General features: G+C 65.1%; 16 protein-coding genes. 4 read left to right on the top strand and 12 right to left on the bottom strand.

The window, feature by feature from the left end:
• Positions 1 to 27: 27 nt before the first annotated feature.
• Complete coding sequence (locus CI15_RS15445) at positions 28 to 396, top strand: hypothetical protein (protein ID WP_062129200.1); 369 nt, start codon at positions 28 to 30, stop codon at positions 394 to 396.
• A 65-nt stretch (positions 397 to 461) separates the two neighbouring features.
• Here the strand turns inward: CI15_RS15445 and CI15_RS15440 are convergent, their stop codons facing one another.
• The 3 genes from CI15_RS15440 to CI15_RS15430 form a co-directional block, all read right to left on the bottom strand.
• Positions 462 to 914, bottom strand: a complete 453-nt coding sequence (locus CI15_RS15440) for a cupin domain-containing protein (protein WP_062129199.1) — start codon at positions 912 to 914, stop codon at positions 462 to 464.
• 4 nt (positions 915 to 918) lie between these two features.
• On the bottom strand, positions 919 to 1602 hold the full coding sequence (locus CI15_RS15435; protein WP_062129198.1) for an FMN-dependent NADH-azoreductase: 684 nt from the start codon (positions 1600 to 1602) through the stop codon (positions 919 to 921).
• A 146-nt stretch (positions 1603 to 1748) separates the two neighbouring features.
• Positions 1749 to 3467 carry an alpha/beta-hydrolase family protein gene (locus tag CI15_RS15430; RefSeq protein WP_062129197.1) on the bottom strand — a complete coding sequence of 573 codons (1719 nt, stop codon included), beginning with the start codon at positions 3465 to 3467 and terminating at the stop codon, positions 1749 to 1751.
• 726 nt (positions 3468 to 4193) lie between these two features.
• On the opposite strand from CI15_RS15430, the gene CI15_RS15425 reads away from it, so the two are divergent.
• Positions 4194 to 5432: a porin gene (locus tag CI15_RS15425; protein ID WP_062129196.1), complete on the top strand. Its 1239-nt coding sequence runs from the start codon at positions 4194 to 4196 to the stop codon at positions 5430 to 5432.
• A 99-nt stretch (positions 5433 to 5531) separates the two neighbouring features.
• On the opposite strand, the gene CI15_RS15420 is transcribed toward CI15_RS15425, so the two are convergent.
• The 9 genes from CI15_RS15420 to CI15_RS15380 all read right to left on the bottom strand — a co-directional run bounded on the left by CI15_RS15420 (position 5532) and on the right by CI15_RS15380 (position 13285).
• Positions 5532 to 6554, bottom strand: a complete 1023-nt coding sequence (locus CI15_RS15420; RefSeq protein ID WP_062129195.1) for an ABC transporter substrate-binding protein — start codon at positions 6552 to 6554, stop codon at positions 5532 to 5534.
• Between the two features lie 124 nt (positions 6555 to 6678).
• Entirely contained in the window at positions 6679 to 7746 is a 1068-nt protein-coding gene (locus tag CI15_RS15415) for a LacI family DNA-binding transcriptional regulator (RefSeq protein ID WP_062129194.1), read from the bottom strand.
• Between the two features lie 127 nt (positions 7747 to 7873).
• Positions 7874 to 8266, bottom strand: a complete 393-nt coding sequence (locus CI15_RS15410; protein ID WP_062129193.1) for a RidA family protein — start codon at positions 8264 to 8266, stop codon at positions 7874 to 7876.
• Entirely contained in the window at positions 8263 to 8949 is a 687-nt protein-coding gene (locus tag CI15_RS15405; RefSeq protein WP_206597769.1) for an NADPH-dependent FMN reductase, read from the bottom strand. The genes CI15_RS15410 and CI15_RS15405 overlap by 4 nt, the downstream gene beginning before the upstream one ends.
• A complete protein-coding gene (locus CI15_RS15400; RefSeq protein WP_338152546.1) occupies positions 8934 to 10103 on the bottom strand; it encodes an ABC transporter substrate-binding protein in 1170 nt (389 codons plus the stop codon). Before CI15_RS15400 ends, CI15_RS15405 begins: the two co-directional genes overlap by 16 nt.
• A 117-nt stretch (positions 10104 to 10220) precedes the next feature.
• The gene (locus CI15_RS15395; protein ID WP_062129191.1) at positions 10221 to 10577 is read right to left on the bottom strand and encodes a cupin domain-containing protein; all 357 of its coding nucleotides are present in this window, start codon (positions 10575 to 10577) and stop codon (positions 10221 to 10223) included.
• The gene (locus CI15_RS15390; RefSeq protein ID WP_062129190.1) at positions 10574 to 11551 is read right to left on the bottom strand and encodes a quinone oxidoreductase family protein; all 978 of its coding nucleotides are present in this window, start codon (positions 11549 to 11551) and stop codon (positions 10574 to 10576) included. The genes CI15_RS15395 and CI15_RS15390 overlap by 4 nt, the downstream gene beginning before the upstream one ends.
• Before the next feature lie 59 nt (positions 11552 to 11610).
• Positions 11611 to 12384, bottom strand: a complete 774-nt coding sequence (locus CI15_RS15385; RefSeq protein ID WP_062129189.1) for an SDR family NAD(P)-dependent oxidoreductase — start codon at positions 12382 to 12384, stop codon at positions 11611 to 11613.
• Between the two features lie 13 nt (positions 12385 to 12397).
• Entirely contained in the window at positions 12398 to 13285 is an 888-nt protein-coding gene (locus tag CI15_RS15380; protein ID WP_062129366.1) for a dioxygenase family protein, read from the bottom strand.
• A gap of 380 nt (positions 13286 to 13665) precedes the next feature.
• Between CI15_RS15380 and CI15_RS15375 the strand changes: the two genes are divergently transcribed.
• The gene (locus CI15_RS15375; protein WP_062129188.1) at positions 13666 to 15213 is read left to right on the top strand and encodes an LVIVD repeat-containing protein; all 1548 of its coding nucleotides are present in this window, start codon (positions 13666 to 13668) and stop codon (positions 15211 to 15213) included.
• A gap of 81 nt (positions 15214 to 15294) precedes the next feature.
• Positions 15295 to 16662, top strand: coding sequence for an FAD-binding oxidoreductase (locus CI15_RS15370; RefSeq protein ID WP_062129187.1), 1368 nt, complete (start codon positions 15295 to 15297; stop codon positions 16660 to 16662).
• The last annotated feature ends 92 nt before the right edge of the window (positions 16663 to 16754 follow it).

Genomic DNA, 16754 nt, shown 5'->3' with positions numbered 1-16754 from the left:
TTCGGTTAAAAATGCAGGTGTTCCACGATGTCGAAACAGGGTTCGGACAGTCTTGCCGGCGCGCGAGCGGCAAGCACGGAAAAGAAGAGGGCGCCGCTGCTCACGCGCCTGCGCGGTGTCGCCGCCGCGACGCTCGCGTGCGCGAGTCTGGTCGGATGCGCGTCGAGCACGGATGTGGTGGCGAGCGACAAGCCCGGCACCTTCACGGTCGCCGCCAGTGCGACCGGTGGTCGCATGGCCTGGGCGCACGCGCACCAACTCGCGACGAACGAAGCGCGCGATTACTGCGAGCGTCGCGGCATGCAAAGCAGCGTGAATATGGAGACCGTCAGCGGTATCGGCGTGATGACCGAGCACGGGTCGTCGGTCAATTTCGAGTGCCATCCGCGGTTCTGAGGCAGCGCGGCTCGTTGCACGTGCATCGATGTGGGCGGGCGGCCAACGCCGCCGCCCTATGACGATTACTTTTTATCGAATGTGACCAGATGCTGGTCGTTCGTATCCGCGACGAAAATCGCGAGCAGTCTGGCCGGCTCGGTCGTGCTCGCGTTCTCGCTGACCATGTGATGCGCGCCGGGCTTCTCGGTCCACGATTCGCCCGCATGGTAGACGCGCTCGGCGCCGTGATCGACACGGCTGCGGATCGCGCCCGACAGCACATATCCCACCACGAACGCCTGACCATGCCGATGGGGCGCCGATTTGCCGCCCGGCGGATAGTCGACGACGAGCGCGGTCATCGTCTTGCCGGGCACATTCGCGATCGGTTCGGCGAAGGCGGGCGTGATGGTTTCGTGCGGGGCGGCGCTCGCCTCGGCGCTGTCGGCGGCATGCGCGGACGCGCACTGCAACGCGCCCGTGGCTGCGACGCCGGCGAGCAATGCCGACGCGAATAAAGTGCGGAGCAGGTTCATGGCGTCACTCCGCGTCGGCCTGACACAGCGCGTCGGCCGCGCGCTCGGTCACGTGGGCGTCTTTTGCCCACTGCGCCGCGACCTCGGCCAATTCGCCACGCGCTCGTTCGAGCGCCGCGGCCCGCGCTTCCGGGTCCGCGAACTGCAACGGCTGCGCATCGACGAAAGTCGGCCGGGCGACGCCCAGAAAGCCGAATGCCGCCCTGAGCGCCGGGGTCAACGCATCCATCGATTCATACGGCGAGCCCGCGCGCAAATCCGCGCCGCGGCTGGTGATGAACAGCACCTTCTGGCGTCCGAGCTGCCCGACGATGCTGCCGTCCTCGGCGTGCACGTAGGTGACACCGGTGCGCGTGACGCTATCGATGAACGCCTTGAACGCCGAGGGCATCGACCAGTTGTACATCGGCATCGCGAAGACGAGTGCGTCGGCGGCGAGCAGGCGTGCGCACAATGCATCCGACGGTGCCAGCGTCGCCCGCATCGCCGGCGTGCGCTCGTGCGCGGCCTTGTAGGTCGCGATGGCGAACGCTTCGGTCACGTGCGGTGGCGTGTCGAGCGTCACGTCCAGGTAGTCGAGCTCGAACTCGACGCGCTCGTCGCGAAGACGCTCGAGAAAATAGCGACTCAGCGCGCGGGAATTGGATCGCTCGCGCTTTGCGCTAGCGTCGACGTGCATGATCTTCATGTTGTCCGTCCTTGCGGTGGGTTTAACGTGAGATCAGATTAGACGCTCGACTGGTTTGGCGAAATAACCGGTTCCATGGAATTCGAGGTAGCCACTTTTTAGCCACTTTTCGAGGTTCGCGTGGGCGGTACGCTGGTACAGCCCGGTCACGGCTCTGATTCGTCGCCAGGGATTTCGTCGAGAAACCGGGCCAGCCGGTGGGTGTCGGCGTCAGTCCAGCCCTCGGGAGGCACAACGCTGGCCCAACCCCTGATGTAGTCCTCCGCCGAGTAGTTGTGCCCGAAGCCCTGCGGCACGCCGAGCTGGTGGATCACGTCGGCCACTGCCTGCACGCCCGAAACGAGCGGAAACCAACGCATTGCGTCAGGCATGTCAAAGCCGCGGGGGCGCGCCAACCATTCCGGCGGCCGCCAGAACGCCTCGACACTCCAGAACACGGCCGGATCGGCCGGATGCTGCAGATAGACGATTCGCGGGGAAGGCCAGGCGGCGTCCAATGCCACTTGATGCGGATCGCGGTTCTGGAACCGTACGGTGCGGCCCCCGTCGAAGATCGGCTGCCAGAAGGGCGATCCGCGATCGCGCTCGCGCGTGAGTTGCGCATGGATAGGATTGCTCTGTTTGGCGCCGGCAATGAGAACGCCATCGGTGCGGGCCACCATGTTGGCTACCGAGGAAGAAGCGTGCGCTGCCACGAAAGGTGCTTCCACCCCCGCGGCACCGAGGCTCTTGCCGAACAGAACAAGCTTTGGCCGCCGTTGCGGCGGGAGCTGCGACCACCGGGCACGAACGGCGTCGAAGAGCGTGATACCCGCCTCGTTCGCGAGCCCAGCGTCCATAAAGATCGCGTACCGGCTGGGCAGGAAAGAATATTGAATCGCTACGATCGCCGTGTCGCCACGGTACAGCTGCTCAAGCGAAGCGGCGGCGTTGGGGACGATCCATCCCGTGCCGGTGGGTATCCAGACGACCAGCAGTTTCCGATCGAAGCCGCCCGCGCGCTCGAGCTCGCGGACCGCGAGCTGCGCGCGCTCTTCGAGCGTGTCCGCGGAACGCACGCCTACGTACACTCTGACTGGCTCGACGAGGCTGGCATCAGCCCCGTGGAACAGCGCAAGACGCTGCGTGCTGGTGACGGCCGCCACGAAGTCGCGGCCCATGCGTCCCAAACTGTCCCATGCGACGAACGATTCGCTGCCGCCGGACACCGCTGACGACTCGGGTGCCACGGTTCCCTCGGTCGTGTCCTCGTTCGCCCGCGAGTGGACGAAGTTGACGGCCGAGGTGAGGGCGGGAAGTACCACTCCACGACCGAGCGCGATGCCAATCAGGATGATGAGCAATGCTGTTGCCGGCACCGATACGATCGACGGCACGTGGCGTTGAATCAACCGCCTCACGGCGGCGACACCGCGGGCCACGACTCGCGCGACGACCACCAGCAGCGCTGCGGCGAACGGCGAGATCACGCCCACCAGCACGCCGTCCGACCAGACGAGAGATGCCATCCCCATGAAGCTGCGCTGTTCGTTCTGCCAGCCGAGCCATAGCTTCGCGCCGAGGACCAGCGCAATGAGCCAGACCACCACCAGAGCGATCCAGCTACGCCGGCGGATCTCGTTGCGCGGCAAGCGGCCCCAGCGCGCCACGAGTCGATGCGCGCCATATCCGGCCAGGGTGCCGAGCCCATAGCCAATGGCCACGCAGATCGCGCTGATCACAGTTTGCGTTGCCCACGAGCGCGGGATCATCGTTGGCGTCAGTGACTGCCACCAGAAAAGCAGCGCGAGCAACGAGCCGCTGAGCGTCGGCGTATCGATTGCGCCACGGGGCGACGGAGCTACGGGCTGATTGGAGTTCCGCATGCGCGCTCGCTGGGATTGAACAAGACATGAGGCGATAGGAAACGGGACACACATGTATCTGATACACGACATTAGTACGCTTCGCTCTCACATCAAATATGTTGATAATTTGTCTTATGTCAAATTAAAGATCGGCTGCTTGCAGGTCGTTTGCGATCTGCGGCAGCCATGACCTCGCGGTGGACTCTGAGGCGCCGCCCTCGAACCATGAACGCCATCGACGTCGAACACCCTGACCTCGCCGGCGGCTCGCGCGTCACGATCGAGAGCGACAGGCGCGTCGATTCGCACACAGGTCGCTTGTTTGCACGCATTCATTAAGTCGCGTTCTTCGGCAACCGGCTTGCGAGGCTTCGCTCACAAAAGCAACCGATTGCACCCAACTCCTTATGAAAGGCTCACCAGTCTTACCTGCGCCACCCGAATCTTCGTGGAAAAAATCCACGCATTCCCGAACATGACCACGTTTTTATGAAAAATGGCTTGACTGGAAGATATCGGCACCGTACTTTGCAATCGATTGCATAAATATCTCGCTTTCCTCGTTCTGTCTGGCGCACATGAGGTACCGGGACCGGAACAGGCAGCATGCAATTAAGCAGTCGACCGGACGACTCGTCGCTGTAGAGAATCCGTCTTCTGGCCGACATACATACAAGAAAATGGATTGGTGTGACCTCGCCCGACAACGACGCGCGGCGTGCCGATCGAGGATGGAGAGATGTCATGAAGAAGATGCTGGTCGCGGTCGCGGGGACGTGCGCGCTTACGGGCATGGCGCGCGCGCAAAGCAACGTCACGCTGTATGGCTTGATCGATGCGGGCGTGAACTACACCACCAATGTCCAGACCTCGAAGCCCGCCAATGGCGCGCCGGTCGGCGGCTCCCAGTTCGCGATGCTCGACGGCGGGCTCGGCGGCATCAGCGGCAGCCGATGGGGCCTCAAGGGCACCGAAGATCTCGGTGGCGGCTGGAAAGCGCTGTTCCAGCTCGAATCGGGCATGAACATCAACAATGGGTCGCTGGGCCAGGGTGGCGCGATGTTCGGCCGTCAGGCGTTCGTGGGGCTGTCGGGAAGTCCGGGTACGGTGACCTTCGGCCGTCAGTACGATTCTATGCGCGACTTCGTGCAAAGCTATGCCGCCACCGGCCAACTGAGCGGCGTGATTGGCGCACGTCCGGACGACCTCGACAATCTCGCCGATTCGCGTCGTCTGAACAACGTGATCAAGTACACGAGCCCGAAATTCAAGGGCTTTACGTTCGGCGGCCTGTACAGCATCGGCGGGATCGCCGGCGCACCTGGGCGCAATCAGTTCTGGTCGGTCGGTATGAGCTATGCGAACGGGCCGTTCGGGTTCGGCAGCGCCTACGTGAATGCGCGCAATCCGAACCTCTCTTACTTCGGCACGAACCCGAACTCGTCGACCAGTCCGACCGGCAACAACATGGGGTTCGCCGGCAGCGCCACGGCGGCGCAGTACAACCCGGTCTATGCGGGCTTCGCATCGGCTCATACGATGCAGATTTTCGGGGTGGCCACGACCTACGGTATCGGCAATTTCACGCTCGGGGTGAACTATACGAATACCCGTTTCGACAGCCTCGGCGACACCGCGACGTCGGGACCGAACCCATACAACTACAGCGGCAGCGCGGTGTTCGACAGCCCCGAGGTGAACATCCAGTATCAGGTGTCGCCGGCACTGCGACTCGGCGCGGCCTACAACTACACGCACCTGAAGCGGGCCAACTACGCCAACGGCGCGACCTACAACCAGTACTCGGCCGGCGCCGACTACGCATTGTCCAAGCGCACTGTCGTCTATGGCATTGCCGTGTTCCAGACGGCCAGCGGGACGGACTCGCTGAACCAGTCCGCGGTCGCTTCGATCGACGGCCTCACGCCGTCCGCCACCAGCCGTCAGGCGTCATTCCGGGTCGGCCTGCGGCATTACTTCTAAAGCGTAAAAGGAAGCGGCCGTCTGGCCGCTTCCTTTTCCCCTTCCCCTTTCCTGTTTCCGCTTCCCTGCTTCGTGGTTGTCGCCGCGATTGCCTTCGCGTTATCGCACGTCCTGCCACGCGGCATGCTGGCGCGCCCGCTGCACATACCGTAGATCGATGCAGGGAGGAAGCGCATCATCGCCGGGCGGATGCGACGTGTAGTGGTCCCGCAAGCGAAGCACCTGGCGCGCCGCTGCTTCGGGGATGTCCATGTCGCGAATCAAGCCGTGCGCCGGGTCGATCAACTCCCGATACACCGCTTGCGCCGCGGCCGGATCGAGACCGGCAAACTCGGACCTCAGCACCTCGGCGCAAGCCGCCGCGTTGGCCGTGTCGAAGATCCAGTTCAGCGCACGGCGGTAGCCCAGCAGAAAACCTTGCAGCGCGTCCGGATGGGCGTCCGCCCACGTCTGCCGCACAGCCCCGACGGTACCGAGATACGCCGGATAGTGGTCTCGCGAGCGGCGTAGCGCAACGAAGCCTTGCTGCTGCGCAAGCGTGTCGAACGGCGAACGCACCAGCGTCGCGTCGTGGCGCCCCGCGATCAGCTCGCGATAACGGTTGCCGGTGCCACCGGCCGCGACGAACGTGACCTCGTCCTGCGCGACGGCGTGATGCGCGAGCATGTCGCGCAAGACGAACGCGAAGCCGGTCGACATCGCGTCAACGGAGAGCGTCCGCCCCCGCAGCGCGTCGACCGACGCGAGTCCGGGCCGGGCCACGAGCGACAGGAAACCCGCGTCGCCGCCCATGAAGGCCATGAGGTCGCTCATCCGGCCGTCGCGGGTTTCTCCTTGCCCTCTCGTGTACGCGAACACGTTGTCGATGCTGGTCAGCGCCAACTGCGCGGTGCCTTCCTGCAATCGGTTGATCATGTCGACCGAGCCCTTGGTGTAACTCATGCTCACCGTTACGCCCTGCTCTTCGAAGAAGCCGCGCTGCTGCGCGATCCATACCGGCAGATTGAAGGCGCCCTCGAAACAGAGCAGCGCCAACGGTTCGAGTCCGTCGGTGCGAGTCGAAACGTTGGACGGGTCCGCGGGCTGCAGGGCGGCAGGCGTCGATGCAGGAACCGAATTCATGACAGGCACCCCCAAGGCCGGCCTCGGCAAATGCCGGGCCGGTATCTGATGAATGGAATCGTCGCGCGCGTCGCGTCGGCATGGCCGCCGGCGCGAAGGTACGCGCGCTGCTTGCCGCGGTGAGTCAGGCCTTCTTTTTCCTGCTCTGGGCTGTCCTTGCGTGCGCCGTACGGCGCGGCGGCGCGGTGGATGCGCGCACCACGAGTTCCGGCTTCAGGCGTACTTCGAGCGGTTCGCTCGCCGGTTCGTCGATCGTGCTCAGCAGAATCCTGGCCGACTGGACGCCGAGTTCGCGCTGCTTGATCCGAACCGTCGTCAACGGAGGATCGATGACGTCGGTAAGCGGCGTGTCGTTGTGACCGACGAGCGAGATATCCGCCGGGCACGCGATACCGCGTCGGCGAAAGACATCGAGACAGCCGATCGCAATCAGATCGTTGCCGGCGATCACGGCGGTGACGTCTTCGAATTGCGTCAGCAACGTCTCGCACGCGCGCGCGCCGGCCTCGCGCGTATAGGCGGTGCTCTCGACTTCCATGTGCTCGTCGAACGGCAGGCCCTGCGCGATCAGCGCGGTCTGGAACCCGAGATGGCGGTGGTAGCTGGTCGATACGTTGAGCGGCCCGAGCACATGACCGATCTGGGTATGACCGAGCGCGACCAGATGGTCGACGGCAAGGCGAATGCTCAGCACGTCGTCGTTCACGACGCAGGACACGCGCCCCCGCTCTTCCGAGCGATTGACCGTGACGACGGGCAGTTCCTGCGCGAGGCAGTACGAAATCAACGGGTCGTCGCGCTCGACGGAAGCCACGATGAGCCCGTCGATCTGGCGCCCCTGCATCTGCTCGACGATATGTTGCTGCTTGACGTAGTCGCTCCCCGCGTTGACCACCAGCGCGGTATAGCCGGCTGGGCTCAGCGCTTCCTCGATACCGAGCAGGATCAGCGGAAACATCGGGTTGGTGATGTCCGGCAGCAGCACGCCGATCAGGTTCGAGCGCTTGGTGCGCAGCGAAGCGGCGATGCTGTTCGGGCGATAGCCGAGATCGCGCGCCGCGGCGAGCACCTGCGCGGCCACTTTCTCGCCAACCAGATGGCGGGTTTTCGGATTGATGACGCGCGATACCGTCGAAGGATGGACGCCAAGTTTCTTCGCCAGATCGCGCAACGTGATCTTCATGGTCGACATTCAGTCAATTCCGGGCTACGCCAGTAAACGTGACGCCGTATTCTATCCTTGATGCGCTACAGGACGCTTACGTGATCATGGCCGTATGCCGCCGCGCGCAAGTGCCCGGCATACGGCGCGCAGACGCTCAATCGACGACCGCGATACCCTGCACTTCCACCAGCATTTCAGGTCTCGCGAGACCCGCCACCGTAATCAGCGCGCTGGCCGGAAAGTTATCGCCGAAGATCTCCTTGCGCAGTTGCGTGAAGGTGTCGCCGAAGCGTGCGTCGGTGATTGAGACCGTCATCGTGACGAGGCTCGCGAGCGTGCCGCCGGCCTGCTCGAGCGTGCCGCCGATCAGCGCGAATATCTCGCGCACCTGGCCTTCGAAATTGCCGGCGAGCGAGCGGCCTTCGCGATCGGCCACCACGGTTTGACCGGCCAGCCACACGATGCGCCCGCCTTGCGTGATGACCGCCGGCGAGTAGGCGCGTGCCTGTGCGTTGTCGCGCTTGATGTAGCTGCGTTGATGCGTCATGCCTCGACCTCCTTGAGTTGATTGGCTTGTGCGTGGCGTTCGATCCATTCGCCGAAGCGGTTCATGAAACCGCTCAGCACCTCGCGCGTCGGCGCGTCGGTCAGCTGTCCCTGGGCGTCGAAGCGCGTCCAGGTTTGCGTGACCAGCACCTCGGGCTTGTTGAGCGTCAGCATGTCGAGGGCCTGGCAGACCTGGCGCAGATGCGCCTGCGCGCGCGCCGTGCCGAACCCCGCGCCGGCACCGACGATCCCCGCCGGCTTGCCCGCGAGCGGCGATGCGCTGGTCGGACGGGAGAGCCAGTCCAGCGCATTTTTCAGCACGCCCGAGAACGAAAAATTATATTCGGGCGTGGCGAGCAGCACGGCGTCGGCGCGACGAACCTTGTCGCTCAGCGCGGCCACCGCGGCGGGCATGCCGGCCCGCTCGACGTCTTCGTTATAGAACGGCAGATCGCCGAGCTCGACGATCTCCAGCACCATGCCCTGCGGGGCGAGCTGCTGGGCGGCGCGCAACAGCGCGGTATTGGTCGAGGCTTTGCGCAGGCTGCCCGACAAGGCAATCACGTGGAGGGTTTTCCGATTCATGAATCGCGACTCGCTTGAGAAAAGTAAATTCAATTTGCCATTTGCCATCCGGAGCCGCGCGTTGGTGCGGTCCCATCGGCTGCTTACTTCATCGCGCACTGGTCGACCAGGTGATCGCGATAGTCGACCTTGATTTTCGAGCGGGTGGCCAGTTCGGCTCCGGCGCTCCCCTTGACGACGTCGACGCGATAAAAATCGACCAGGCCGAACTGGTTGGTATCGAACCTGAAATTGCCGCGCACCGACTTGAAATCCGCCGTCCTGAGCGCCGCGCGCAACGCGTTCTTGTCGGTGACGTTGCCGCCGACCTTGCGCAGCGCGGCGTCGAGCAATTGCGCGGCGTCGTACGAGGCGGCCGCGTACATCGACGGCAGGCGGCCGTACTTCGCCTTGAACGCGGCGACGAACTGCCGGTTCTGCGGATTGTCGAGATCGGGCGAGTACGCCGAGGCGGTAATCGCGCCGACCGCCGTCTCGTGAAGCGCGGGCAGCGTCGTGCCGTCGACCGTGGCCACGGAGATCAACGGCAGCTTGCCGAGCAGCCCGGCCTGGCGATACTGCTTCACGAAGTTGACCGCCTGCCCGCCCGGATAGAACACATAGACCGCGTCGGGATTGGCGGCCTGCAACTGCGCGATTTCAGCGGAAAAATCGAGCTGGTTGAGCGGCGTATAGACCTCGTCGACCGGCTGTTGCTTATACGTGCGCTTGAATCCGTCGACCGCGTCGCGCCCGGCCTGGTAGTTCGGCGCCATCACGTACACGCGCTTGTAGCCGAGGTCCTGGGTGAGCTGGCCGCCCGACTCGTTGATCTGGTTCATCGTGCCGGAGGAAACCGAAAACAGCAGCGGCGCGCAGCCGTTGCCGGCGAGCGGCGCGGGGCTCGCGTTCGAACTGAGCAGCACGACGCCGGCCGAGGTGATCGGCTTGGCGACCGCCATCATCACGTTGCCGTACGTCATGCCGGTGATGATCGAAACCTTGTCTTCCTCGACCAGCTTGCGGGCGGCCTGCACCGCGACGTCGGGACTCAGCTGGTCGTCGGCCTTGACCAGTTGCACGGGCACGCCGCCGAGCTTGTTGTCCTTTTGCGCGACCGCCAGCATGAAGGCGTCGTACTGATCCTGACCGAGCGCGCCACCGGGGCCCGAGAGGGTTCCAAGAAAACCGATCTTCACTTGCGCGCTCGCATTGGCGGCCGCCAATGCGGCACCGAGCAGCACCAGCTTGATACAGGTCGTTCGCATACTCATGGCCACAGTCATCTCCAGGTAAAGACTCGTTGCGTTATCGTCATCGGGTTCGCGTCGTCGCGCTTCGTGGCAGCAGCTTCACGGCCGCAGCTTCACGGCCGCAGCTTCATGGCCGCATTACGCGCCGCGCGCAGGCTTGGGTTCGTAAGGCATCGTCAGCAGGATCGCGGCGGGCAGCGCGCTGTCGTTGCGTAACTGCCGCGCCTCGCCGGGCGCCAGATAACAGCTGTCGTACGGGCGCAGCACGGCTTCTTCGCGACCGTCGCCGATCGTCACCTCTCCGGCGAGCACCAGATACAGCTTCTCCACCGTCGAGGCGGCGAGCGAGGTGCGCCCACCGGGCAACAACCAGGACAGCCCCTGCCAGCCCAGTTGCGCGGGCGACACATCATGCCCCTGCACGCGGCGACAGTGCATGCCGTCGTGATGCGCCGCTTCGTACGACGGCATATCGGTGTACCGCGTCACTTTCATGGCGTCAACAGCACCCGTTCGCGCGCGCCCGCCGCGACTTCCCGATAGGCGTGGTGCGCCTGCGCAAGCGTATAGACGAACTCGGGCTTGACCGGGAACGGCCGCAATACCTCGCCCGCGAAGCCGTCGGCCAGCGCATCGAAGATCGATGCGCATTCGACGTGATCGAGCGCGAGCGTATCGATGCCCACGTACGTGTGCTGTCCGCGGTAGAAGGTGAAGATGTCGAACGGCACGCTGCGCGCGAGCGTGGAGATGAACACCTGCGTCGCGCCTTTCGCCATCGACGCGTTGCCCGCCTCGAAATAGGGGCTGCCGACCGTGTTCAACACGATGTCGACGCCGCGTCCGTCCGTGCATTCGCGTACCCGCTCGGCCACCGGCGTGGTGCTGGCGTCGATCGTTTCGACTGCAGCGTTCGCGTGGCCCTGATAGGGTTCGCCGTTGCGCGTGACGGCGATCGCCTGCAATCCCTGCGCGGTCGCGAGTTGAATCGCGGCCTGTCCGACCTTGCCGTTGGCGCCGAGTACGAGCACGCTCTTTTTGCCTTCCGTGAAGCGCGCGCGACTCAGGCCTTCATACGCCGTCACGAACGGCACGCCGATTCCGCCGGCGGCGAGCAGCGGCACCGCGGCGGGCTTCTCGCGCACGCCCGCGGCGTCGACCACCAGATACCTGCCGTGGCTGCCGTCGCGCCGGATGCCCAACTCGCCGCCGCTGCCCCACACCTCTTTGCCGAGCCACGCGGTCGGCCCCTCGAGCACGGTGCCGGCATAGTCGCGGCCCGGCACGCGCGGCCATACCGCCTGCGGCATCAGGCCCAACGCAGCCTTCACGTCGCTCGGATTGACCGCGGCGCTATGCACTTCGATCAACATCTGGCCGGCGCCGAGCGCCGGTGGCGCGCTTTCGGTCAGTTCGAGTTGCAGGGCGTCGACCGCGTCCACGGCCTGGTAAAGTTTCAATGCCTTCATGCAGCGTTTTCCTTCAAAGAATATTCGTGCGGTGCGCTGGTCGCGGGCCGCATCGGCAATTACAACTGCCGGCCACCGTCGACCACGATGGTCACCCCGGTCGAGAAGCGCAGCCGTGTCGCGCACGCCTCGATCGCGGCGGCGACGTCGTCGGGGCTGCCGATGCGCCCGAGCGGCGTGCGTGCGCCGACCTGTTCGTTGAAGTCGGCGCTGCGTCCCGGCACGAAGCCCGTGTCGACGACGCCGGGACTCACGCCCAGCACGCGAATATGCGGCGCGAGTGCGCGGCCGAGCGCGCGGGTCATGGTGTCGAGCGCGGCCTTCGCCGAGCAATAGGCGATGTTGCTGCCCACACCGGTGGTCGCCGCGATCGACGAAACATTCACCACGAGACCGCCCTCGCCTTCGCGCAGCAGCGGCGCGAATGCGCGCACCGCGGCGAACGCGCCGCGATAGTTGATCGCGAAGATCTCGTCGATCATCGCGTCGCTGAGACCGTCGAGGTCGGCGTGCGGCACCGCGTAGGTCTTGCCCGCCGCGTTCACGAGGATGTCGGCGCGTTGCCATGTGCTCGCGACGTCGGCGGCGAGCCGGACCAGCGAAGCGCTGTCGGTGAGGTCCGCCTGGAAGATCTTGTGACCTTGCCCCGGCAAGCTTTGCAACGCGGCTTCGGCGCTCGAGTCATGCCGGAACGTCACGAGCGCGATCGTCGCGCCGGAGGCCGCGAGATGCCGTGCGGCGGCGAGGCCGATGCCGCCGTTGCCGCCGAGCACGACGGCCACCTGGCCATCGAGAGGAGCGGCGGGATTGGGTGCGTGGGTGGACGTATTCATCGGATTGCGATGCTCATTTGATGGGCGGTTTGGGAAAGGTGCGCGTGCCGGGTTGCAGCACGAAGTCGTAGTCGAGCGTGTAGCGCGCCGGCAGGTCCGCGTCGGCCGCATGATGGACCAGCTGGCCTACGGTGCTTTGCGTTGCGCCGAACACCACGTCGCTATCGAGGTACTCCGCGTCGTCCGCGAAAATCTGCGTGACCAGCGTCTTTCTGCCTTCGCAGGACAGCATGAAATGGAGATGCGCCGGCCGGTACGGATGGCGCCGCTGCCGCGCGAGCAGATCGCCCACCGGCCCATGCGTGGGCACCGGGTAGCCGCGCGGACGCACGGTGCGGAACCGGTAACGGCCCGCTGCGTCGGTGATGAAACGGCCGCGCAGGTTCATGTCGGGCTGCATCTCGTCCTGGTTCTCGTAGAGACCATGCGGCGAGGCCTGCCAGACGTCGACTACCGCGCCGGCGACCGGCTGTCCGTCGGCATCGATGACGCGGCCGGCCACGAATAGCGGCGCGGCGTCGATGGGCGCGCGCGCAATGTTCTCGCCGGGCTCGCATATCGGAGCCTCGGCGCGCCAGAACGGCCCCAGCAAGGCCGCCGCCGTCTGACCTTGCGCGGCCGGATTGCAGCGCAACGACACCAGCGTCGAAATGCCCAGCACGTCCGCGGCGAGCACCGCTTCATTGTGACTGTCGTGGGTGGCCCGGCCGATGCCGACCAGAAAGTCGAGCGCGACTTCGAGCTCCCGTTCGGTCAGGTTCACCTCGCGCACGAATGCGTGCGCATGCCTCACCAAGGCCGCCATCAGCGTCTTCAGACGCTCGTCTTCGGTGTCTTCGAAGGCCTTGATGACCGCTTCGGTCAAGGAACGTTCGTCGCTAATCAAACCATGCGCTGCCATCTTCATCTCCGCAATATTCGTGCAATCGATTGCATCCTAGCGAGCAAGAAAGTCGACGTCAAGCACTTGTTGCCAGGGCGGGTTCTAGCGGCCCGCTGCCAATCACGCGACAACTGCGGGAAAACCCCGAAGAAACCCGCATGCAGCAAGGCATTTCCGCATGGACAGGGGCGTTCGCGAGCGGATGCCCGGTGGCGGCAGGTTGGCTTTATGCAGCGTTTGCCCCGTTCCGCCGCGCTTGTCGAGAAAACTATTTGACAGTAATAAATCCGCTATCGATAATGCAATCGGTTGCAAAAACTAATCGCCGTTCCGTACCGTGATGTGCCAGCGCGCGGCCCGCGCTGGAGATCGACAAGCTTTATGGAGGAGGCAGCACCATGTCTGAACCGGCCCACGTTCGAGGCGTCAACGAACCGTCGCACGTATCCCCGTCGAGCTACGGCATCGACGCGGCGACGGGACAATTCGTTCACCCCGAGGCCTCGCCGTTCCACCCTCATGCGCGCCCGGTCGCGGGGAGTCTCGACTACCTCGAGGATCGCGAGTACCGCCACAACATGACCGTGCAGGCACACTGGCCGATCGTCGTGAGTCCGTCGGTCTGCTGGCAGCAGATCGTCGACTGGGGTGGCCGGCGCTATATGTACAACTACTTCAAGACGCGCCTGAACATCTACGACATCACCGATCCGCGCGAGCTGAAGGTGCTGGTGGAGCGGACGTTTGCGCCCGGCGAATCGTTCGGCGCGTCGACGATCGCCTTCAACGCGAAGCTCGGCAAGTGGATCATGCTGCAGTCGGCCGAAGTGCCGCGCGGCCTGAACGTCATGGGCGACGGCGGCAAATACGCCGAACCCGGCCGGGTGGCCGAGCTGATGGCCAAGCCGATGTTTCGCGGCTTTCGCGTCTTCGAGTTGACGAGCCCGACCGAGTGGCATCTGCTGGCGGAAGTCAGCACCGACGCGCTGCATCCGCACGCTCGCGTGCAACAGGGCTCCGGCGCGCTCGACGTGCCGACCTATCACGGCGGCCGCTACGCGTTCATCGCCGCGGCGCCGGACAACACCTTCGTCAACCAGGAATATCCGAACTACGTCTATTCGCCGGGTCAGCTGATCTACGACCTCGAAGATCCGTGCAATCCCCGCCTCGTCTCGGCGTGGTGGGTGCCGGGCCAGCGTCTCGGCGAGGACGCCGCCTACCGCGCGCTGCGCCAGCACGGCAATCGCACCTCGTGGCTCGGCGCGCGCATGCCGATCGCCGTCGACCCGCCGCTCGAACAGGGCGGCCGGTACGGTTACACGGTGATGGGCGGGCTCGGCTTTCACGTCATCGACCTCGCGGACCCGGCCAATCCGGTGACCGTCGGCAGTCTCGATCTACCGCTGAACGTCGGCGGCGTGGAGGGCGACAACGTCGATGCGTCGCGCGCCGGCGACCTCGGGATCGTGCTGGTCAACGGCTATCCGATGAACGAGGACGGCTACGAGCCGTACAAGGACATCTTCGTGATCGACGTGAAGGACCCGGCGCACCCGGCCATCGTCGGCGTGCTGCCGCGCCCCACCCCGCCCGCCGATGCGCCGTACACCGACTTCGTGCTGCGGCGGGGCAAGTTCGGCCCGAAGCGTCCCGGCTACTACTTTCAGCCCGGCCGCGCGCATCCCGGCGTCGCGATTTATCCGTTCATGAATGCCGGCATCCAGGTGTTCGACATTCGCGATCCGGCGCACGCGAGCATTGCCGCGTACTTCGTGCCGCGCATGACCGGCGACTTCGCCGACACCCACTCCTACGCGACGCCGATGGAGAACGTGTTCATCGAATGGGACCGCAAGCTCATCTGGGCTTTCGGCAACACGGGCATTTATCTGCTGAGCACGCCGGCACTGGGCGAGCCCGATTTCGGGCCGCCGCGCAACTGAGGCCGGCTCGCGCCGGCGATGTCTGAATCACCCGCCAATTTCTGAATTGCGTCCACGGACGCGTTGCTTCGAGGAATAAAAATGAACAGCAGTGTTGTCAAGGAAATCGAACAGATCACTCGCCGCCCACTGCACCTGGCGGGCAGCCCGGCGTTTCGCGAGGCAACGCGCCTGTACGGCTTTTCGGCCGCGCCCGCGCATCCGGTGCCGCTCGGCGTGATCCTGTGCGAGAGCACCCAGGACGTGGTGGCCGCGATCCGGGCCGCGCGTGCGGTTGGCGTACCGCTGTCGGTGCGCGGCGGCGGTCACAACGCGTTCGGCTTCGCGCTGTGTCAGGACGGCATCGTGCTCGATATGCGCAATATGCGCGACGTGCAGGTCGATCCGACACTTCGGCGCACCCGCTGCGGTCCGGGCACGACGTGGGGCGTGTACGACGCGGCGACCCAGTTGCATGGCCTTGCGAGCCCCGGCGGCGTGGTGTCGTCGACCGGTGTGGCGGGTCTGACGCTGGGCGGCGGGATCGGCGCGCTGCGCGGTCTGTTCGGCCTCGCCTGCGATAACCTGCGCTCCGCCGAAGTCGTGCTGGCCGACGGCAGCATCGTGACCGCCGACGCAAACCGCGAGCCGGATCTGTTCTGGGCGTTGCATGGCGGCGCGAGCAATTTCGGTATCGTCACCTCGTTCGAATTCAACGTGCACGCGGTCGGCACGCAGACGGTCACCGGGCCGATCTACTTCTCGTTCGACGAAGCCGTGAAGGTGATCGCCAATTTCCGGCGGATCGCGCCGGAGCTGCCCGACGCCTGCGCGACCGAATTCAATTTCGGCCGCAACAAGGAGGGTCGCACGCAGTTGGGCATCATGGTGCGCTTCATGGGCGACATGGCCGCGGCCGAGCCGACGCTCAAGCGGATTCGCGCGTGCGGCACGCCGATCGCCGACATGGCGGTCGAGCTGCCCTACTGCCAGGCCCAGCGCCTGCTCGACCCGAAGGCGCCGTGGGACGACCGGCACTACTGGAAGACGCAGACGCTGAACGGGATGCATGACGAAGTGGTCGAAGCCGTGGTTCATTTCGTCGAAACCAGCCCGTCGCCGCTCGGCAAGATCGTGATCGAACGGCTCGCCGGCCAGATCAGCCGCATCGACCCGGACAGCGCGGCGATCAATTTCCGCCATGCGCCGTACAACGCGATGATCGTCGGGGAATGGAAGGACGTGGCCGACGACGAAGCCAACCACGACTGGGTCAAACGCTTCGCGGCGGCGCTGGCGCCGTTCAACGCCGGCGGCGCCTATACCAACTACATGGCCTCCGACACCACCGAAGACGATATCCGCGCGGCCTTCGGCGACAAAAAGTACCGGCGCATGCAGAGCATCAAGGCGTCCTACGACCCGGAGAACTTCTTCAACCGTAACCAGAACATCCGGCCCGCAGGGTAATGTCGTCCGCCGGCGGGGAACGCTCCGCCGGCGGCCCGTTCTTTCGACGGAGCGCGCGCGATTTTGCGCCGCTACCCCGACAACCTACCTGA

It is taken from the genome of Paraburkholderia monticola, assembly GCF_001580545.1.
In the GTDB taxonomy this organism is placed as follows: Bacteria; Pseudomonadota; Gammaproteobacteria; order Burkholderiales; family Burkholderiaceae; genus Paraburkholderia; species Paraburkholderia monticola.
The sequence above is the reverse complement of the archived record's forward strand: the minus strand, read 5'-3'. Positions and strand labels throughout refer to the sequence as shown.

Bases quoted from the DNA above. Each gene is read 5' to 3' on its own strand.
- CI15_RS15445 (WP_062129200.1), top strand. From the start codon at position 28: ATGTCGAAACAGGGTTCGGACAGTCTTGCCGGCGCGCGAGCGGCAAGC.
- CI15_RS15440 (WP_062129199.1), bottom strand. From the start codon at position 914: ATGAACCTGCTCCGCACTTTATTCGCGTCGGCATTGCTCGCCGGCGTC.
- CI15_RS15435 (WP_062129198.1), bottom strand. From the start codon at position 1,602: ATGAAGATCATGCACGTCGACGCTAGCGCAAAGCGCGAGCGATCCAAT.
- CI15_RS15430 (WP_062129197.1), bottom strand. From the start codon at position 3,467: ATGCGGAACTCCAATCAGCCCGTAGCTCCGTCGCCCCGTGGCGCAATC.
- CI15_RS15425 (WP_062129196.1), top strand. From the start codon at position 4,194: ATGAAGAAGATGCTGGTCGCGGTCGCGGGGACGTGCGCGCTTACGGGC.
- CI15_RS15420 (WP_062129195.1), bottom strand. From the start codon at position 6,554: ATGAATTCGGTTCCTGCATCGACGCCTGCCGCCCTGCAGCCCGCGGAC.
- CI15_RS15415 (WP_062129194.1), bottom strand. From the start codon at position 7,746: ATGTCGACCATGAAGATCACGTTGCGCGATCTGGCGAAGAAACTTGGC.
- CI15_RS15410 (WP_062129193.1), bottom strand. From the start codon at position 8,266: ATGACGCATCAACGCAGCTACATCAAGCGCGACAACGCACAGGCACGC.
- CI15_RS15400 (WP_338152546.1), bottom strand. From the start codon at position 10,103: ATGAGTATGCGAACGACCTGTATCAAGCTGGTGCTGCTCGGTGCCGCA.
- CI15_RS15395 (WP_062129191.1), bottom strand. From the start codon at position 10,577: ATGAAAGTGACGCGGTACACCGATATGCCGTCGTACGAAGCGGCGCAT.
- CI15_RS15390 (WP_062129190.1), bottom strand. From the start codon at position 11,551: ATGAAGGCATTGAAACTTTACCAGGCCGTGGACGCGGTCGACGCCCTG.
- CI15_RS15385 (WP_062129189.1), bottom strand. From the start codon at position 12,384: ATGAATACGTCCACCCACGCACCCAATCCCGCCGCTCCTCTCGATGGC.
- CI15_RS15380 (WP_062129366.1), bottom strand. From the start codon at position 13,285: ATGGCAGCGCATGGTTTGATTAGCGACGAACGTTCCTTGACCGAAGCG.
- CI15_RS15375 (WP_062129188.1), top strand. From the start codon at position 13,666: ATGTCTGAACCGGCCCACGTTCGAGGCGTCAACGAACCGTCGCACGTA.
- CI15_RS15370 (WP_062129187.1), top strand. From the start codon at position 15,295: ATGAACAGCAGTGTTGTCAAGGAAATCGAACAGATCACTCGCCGCCCA.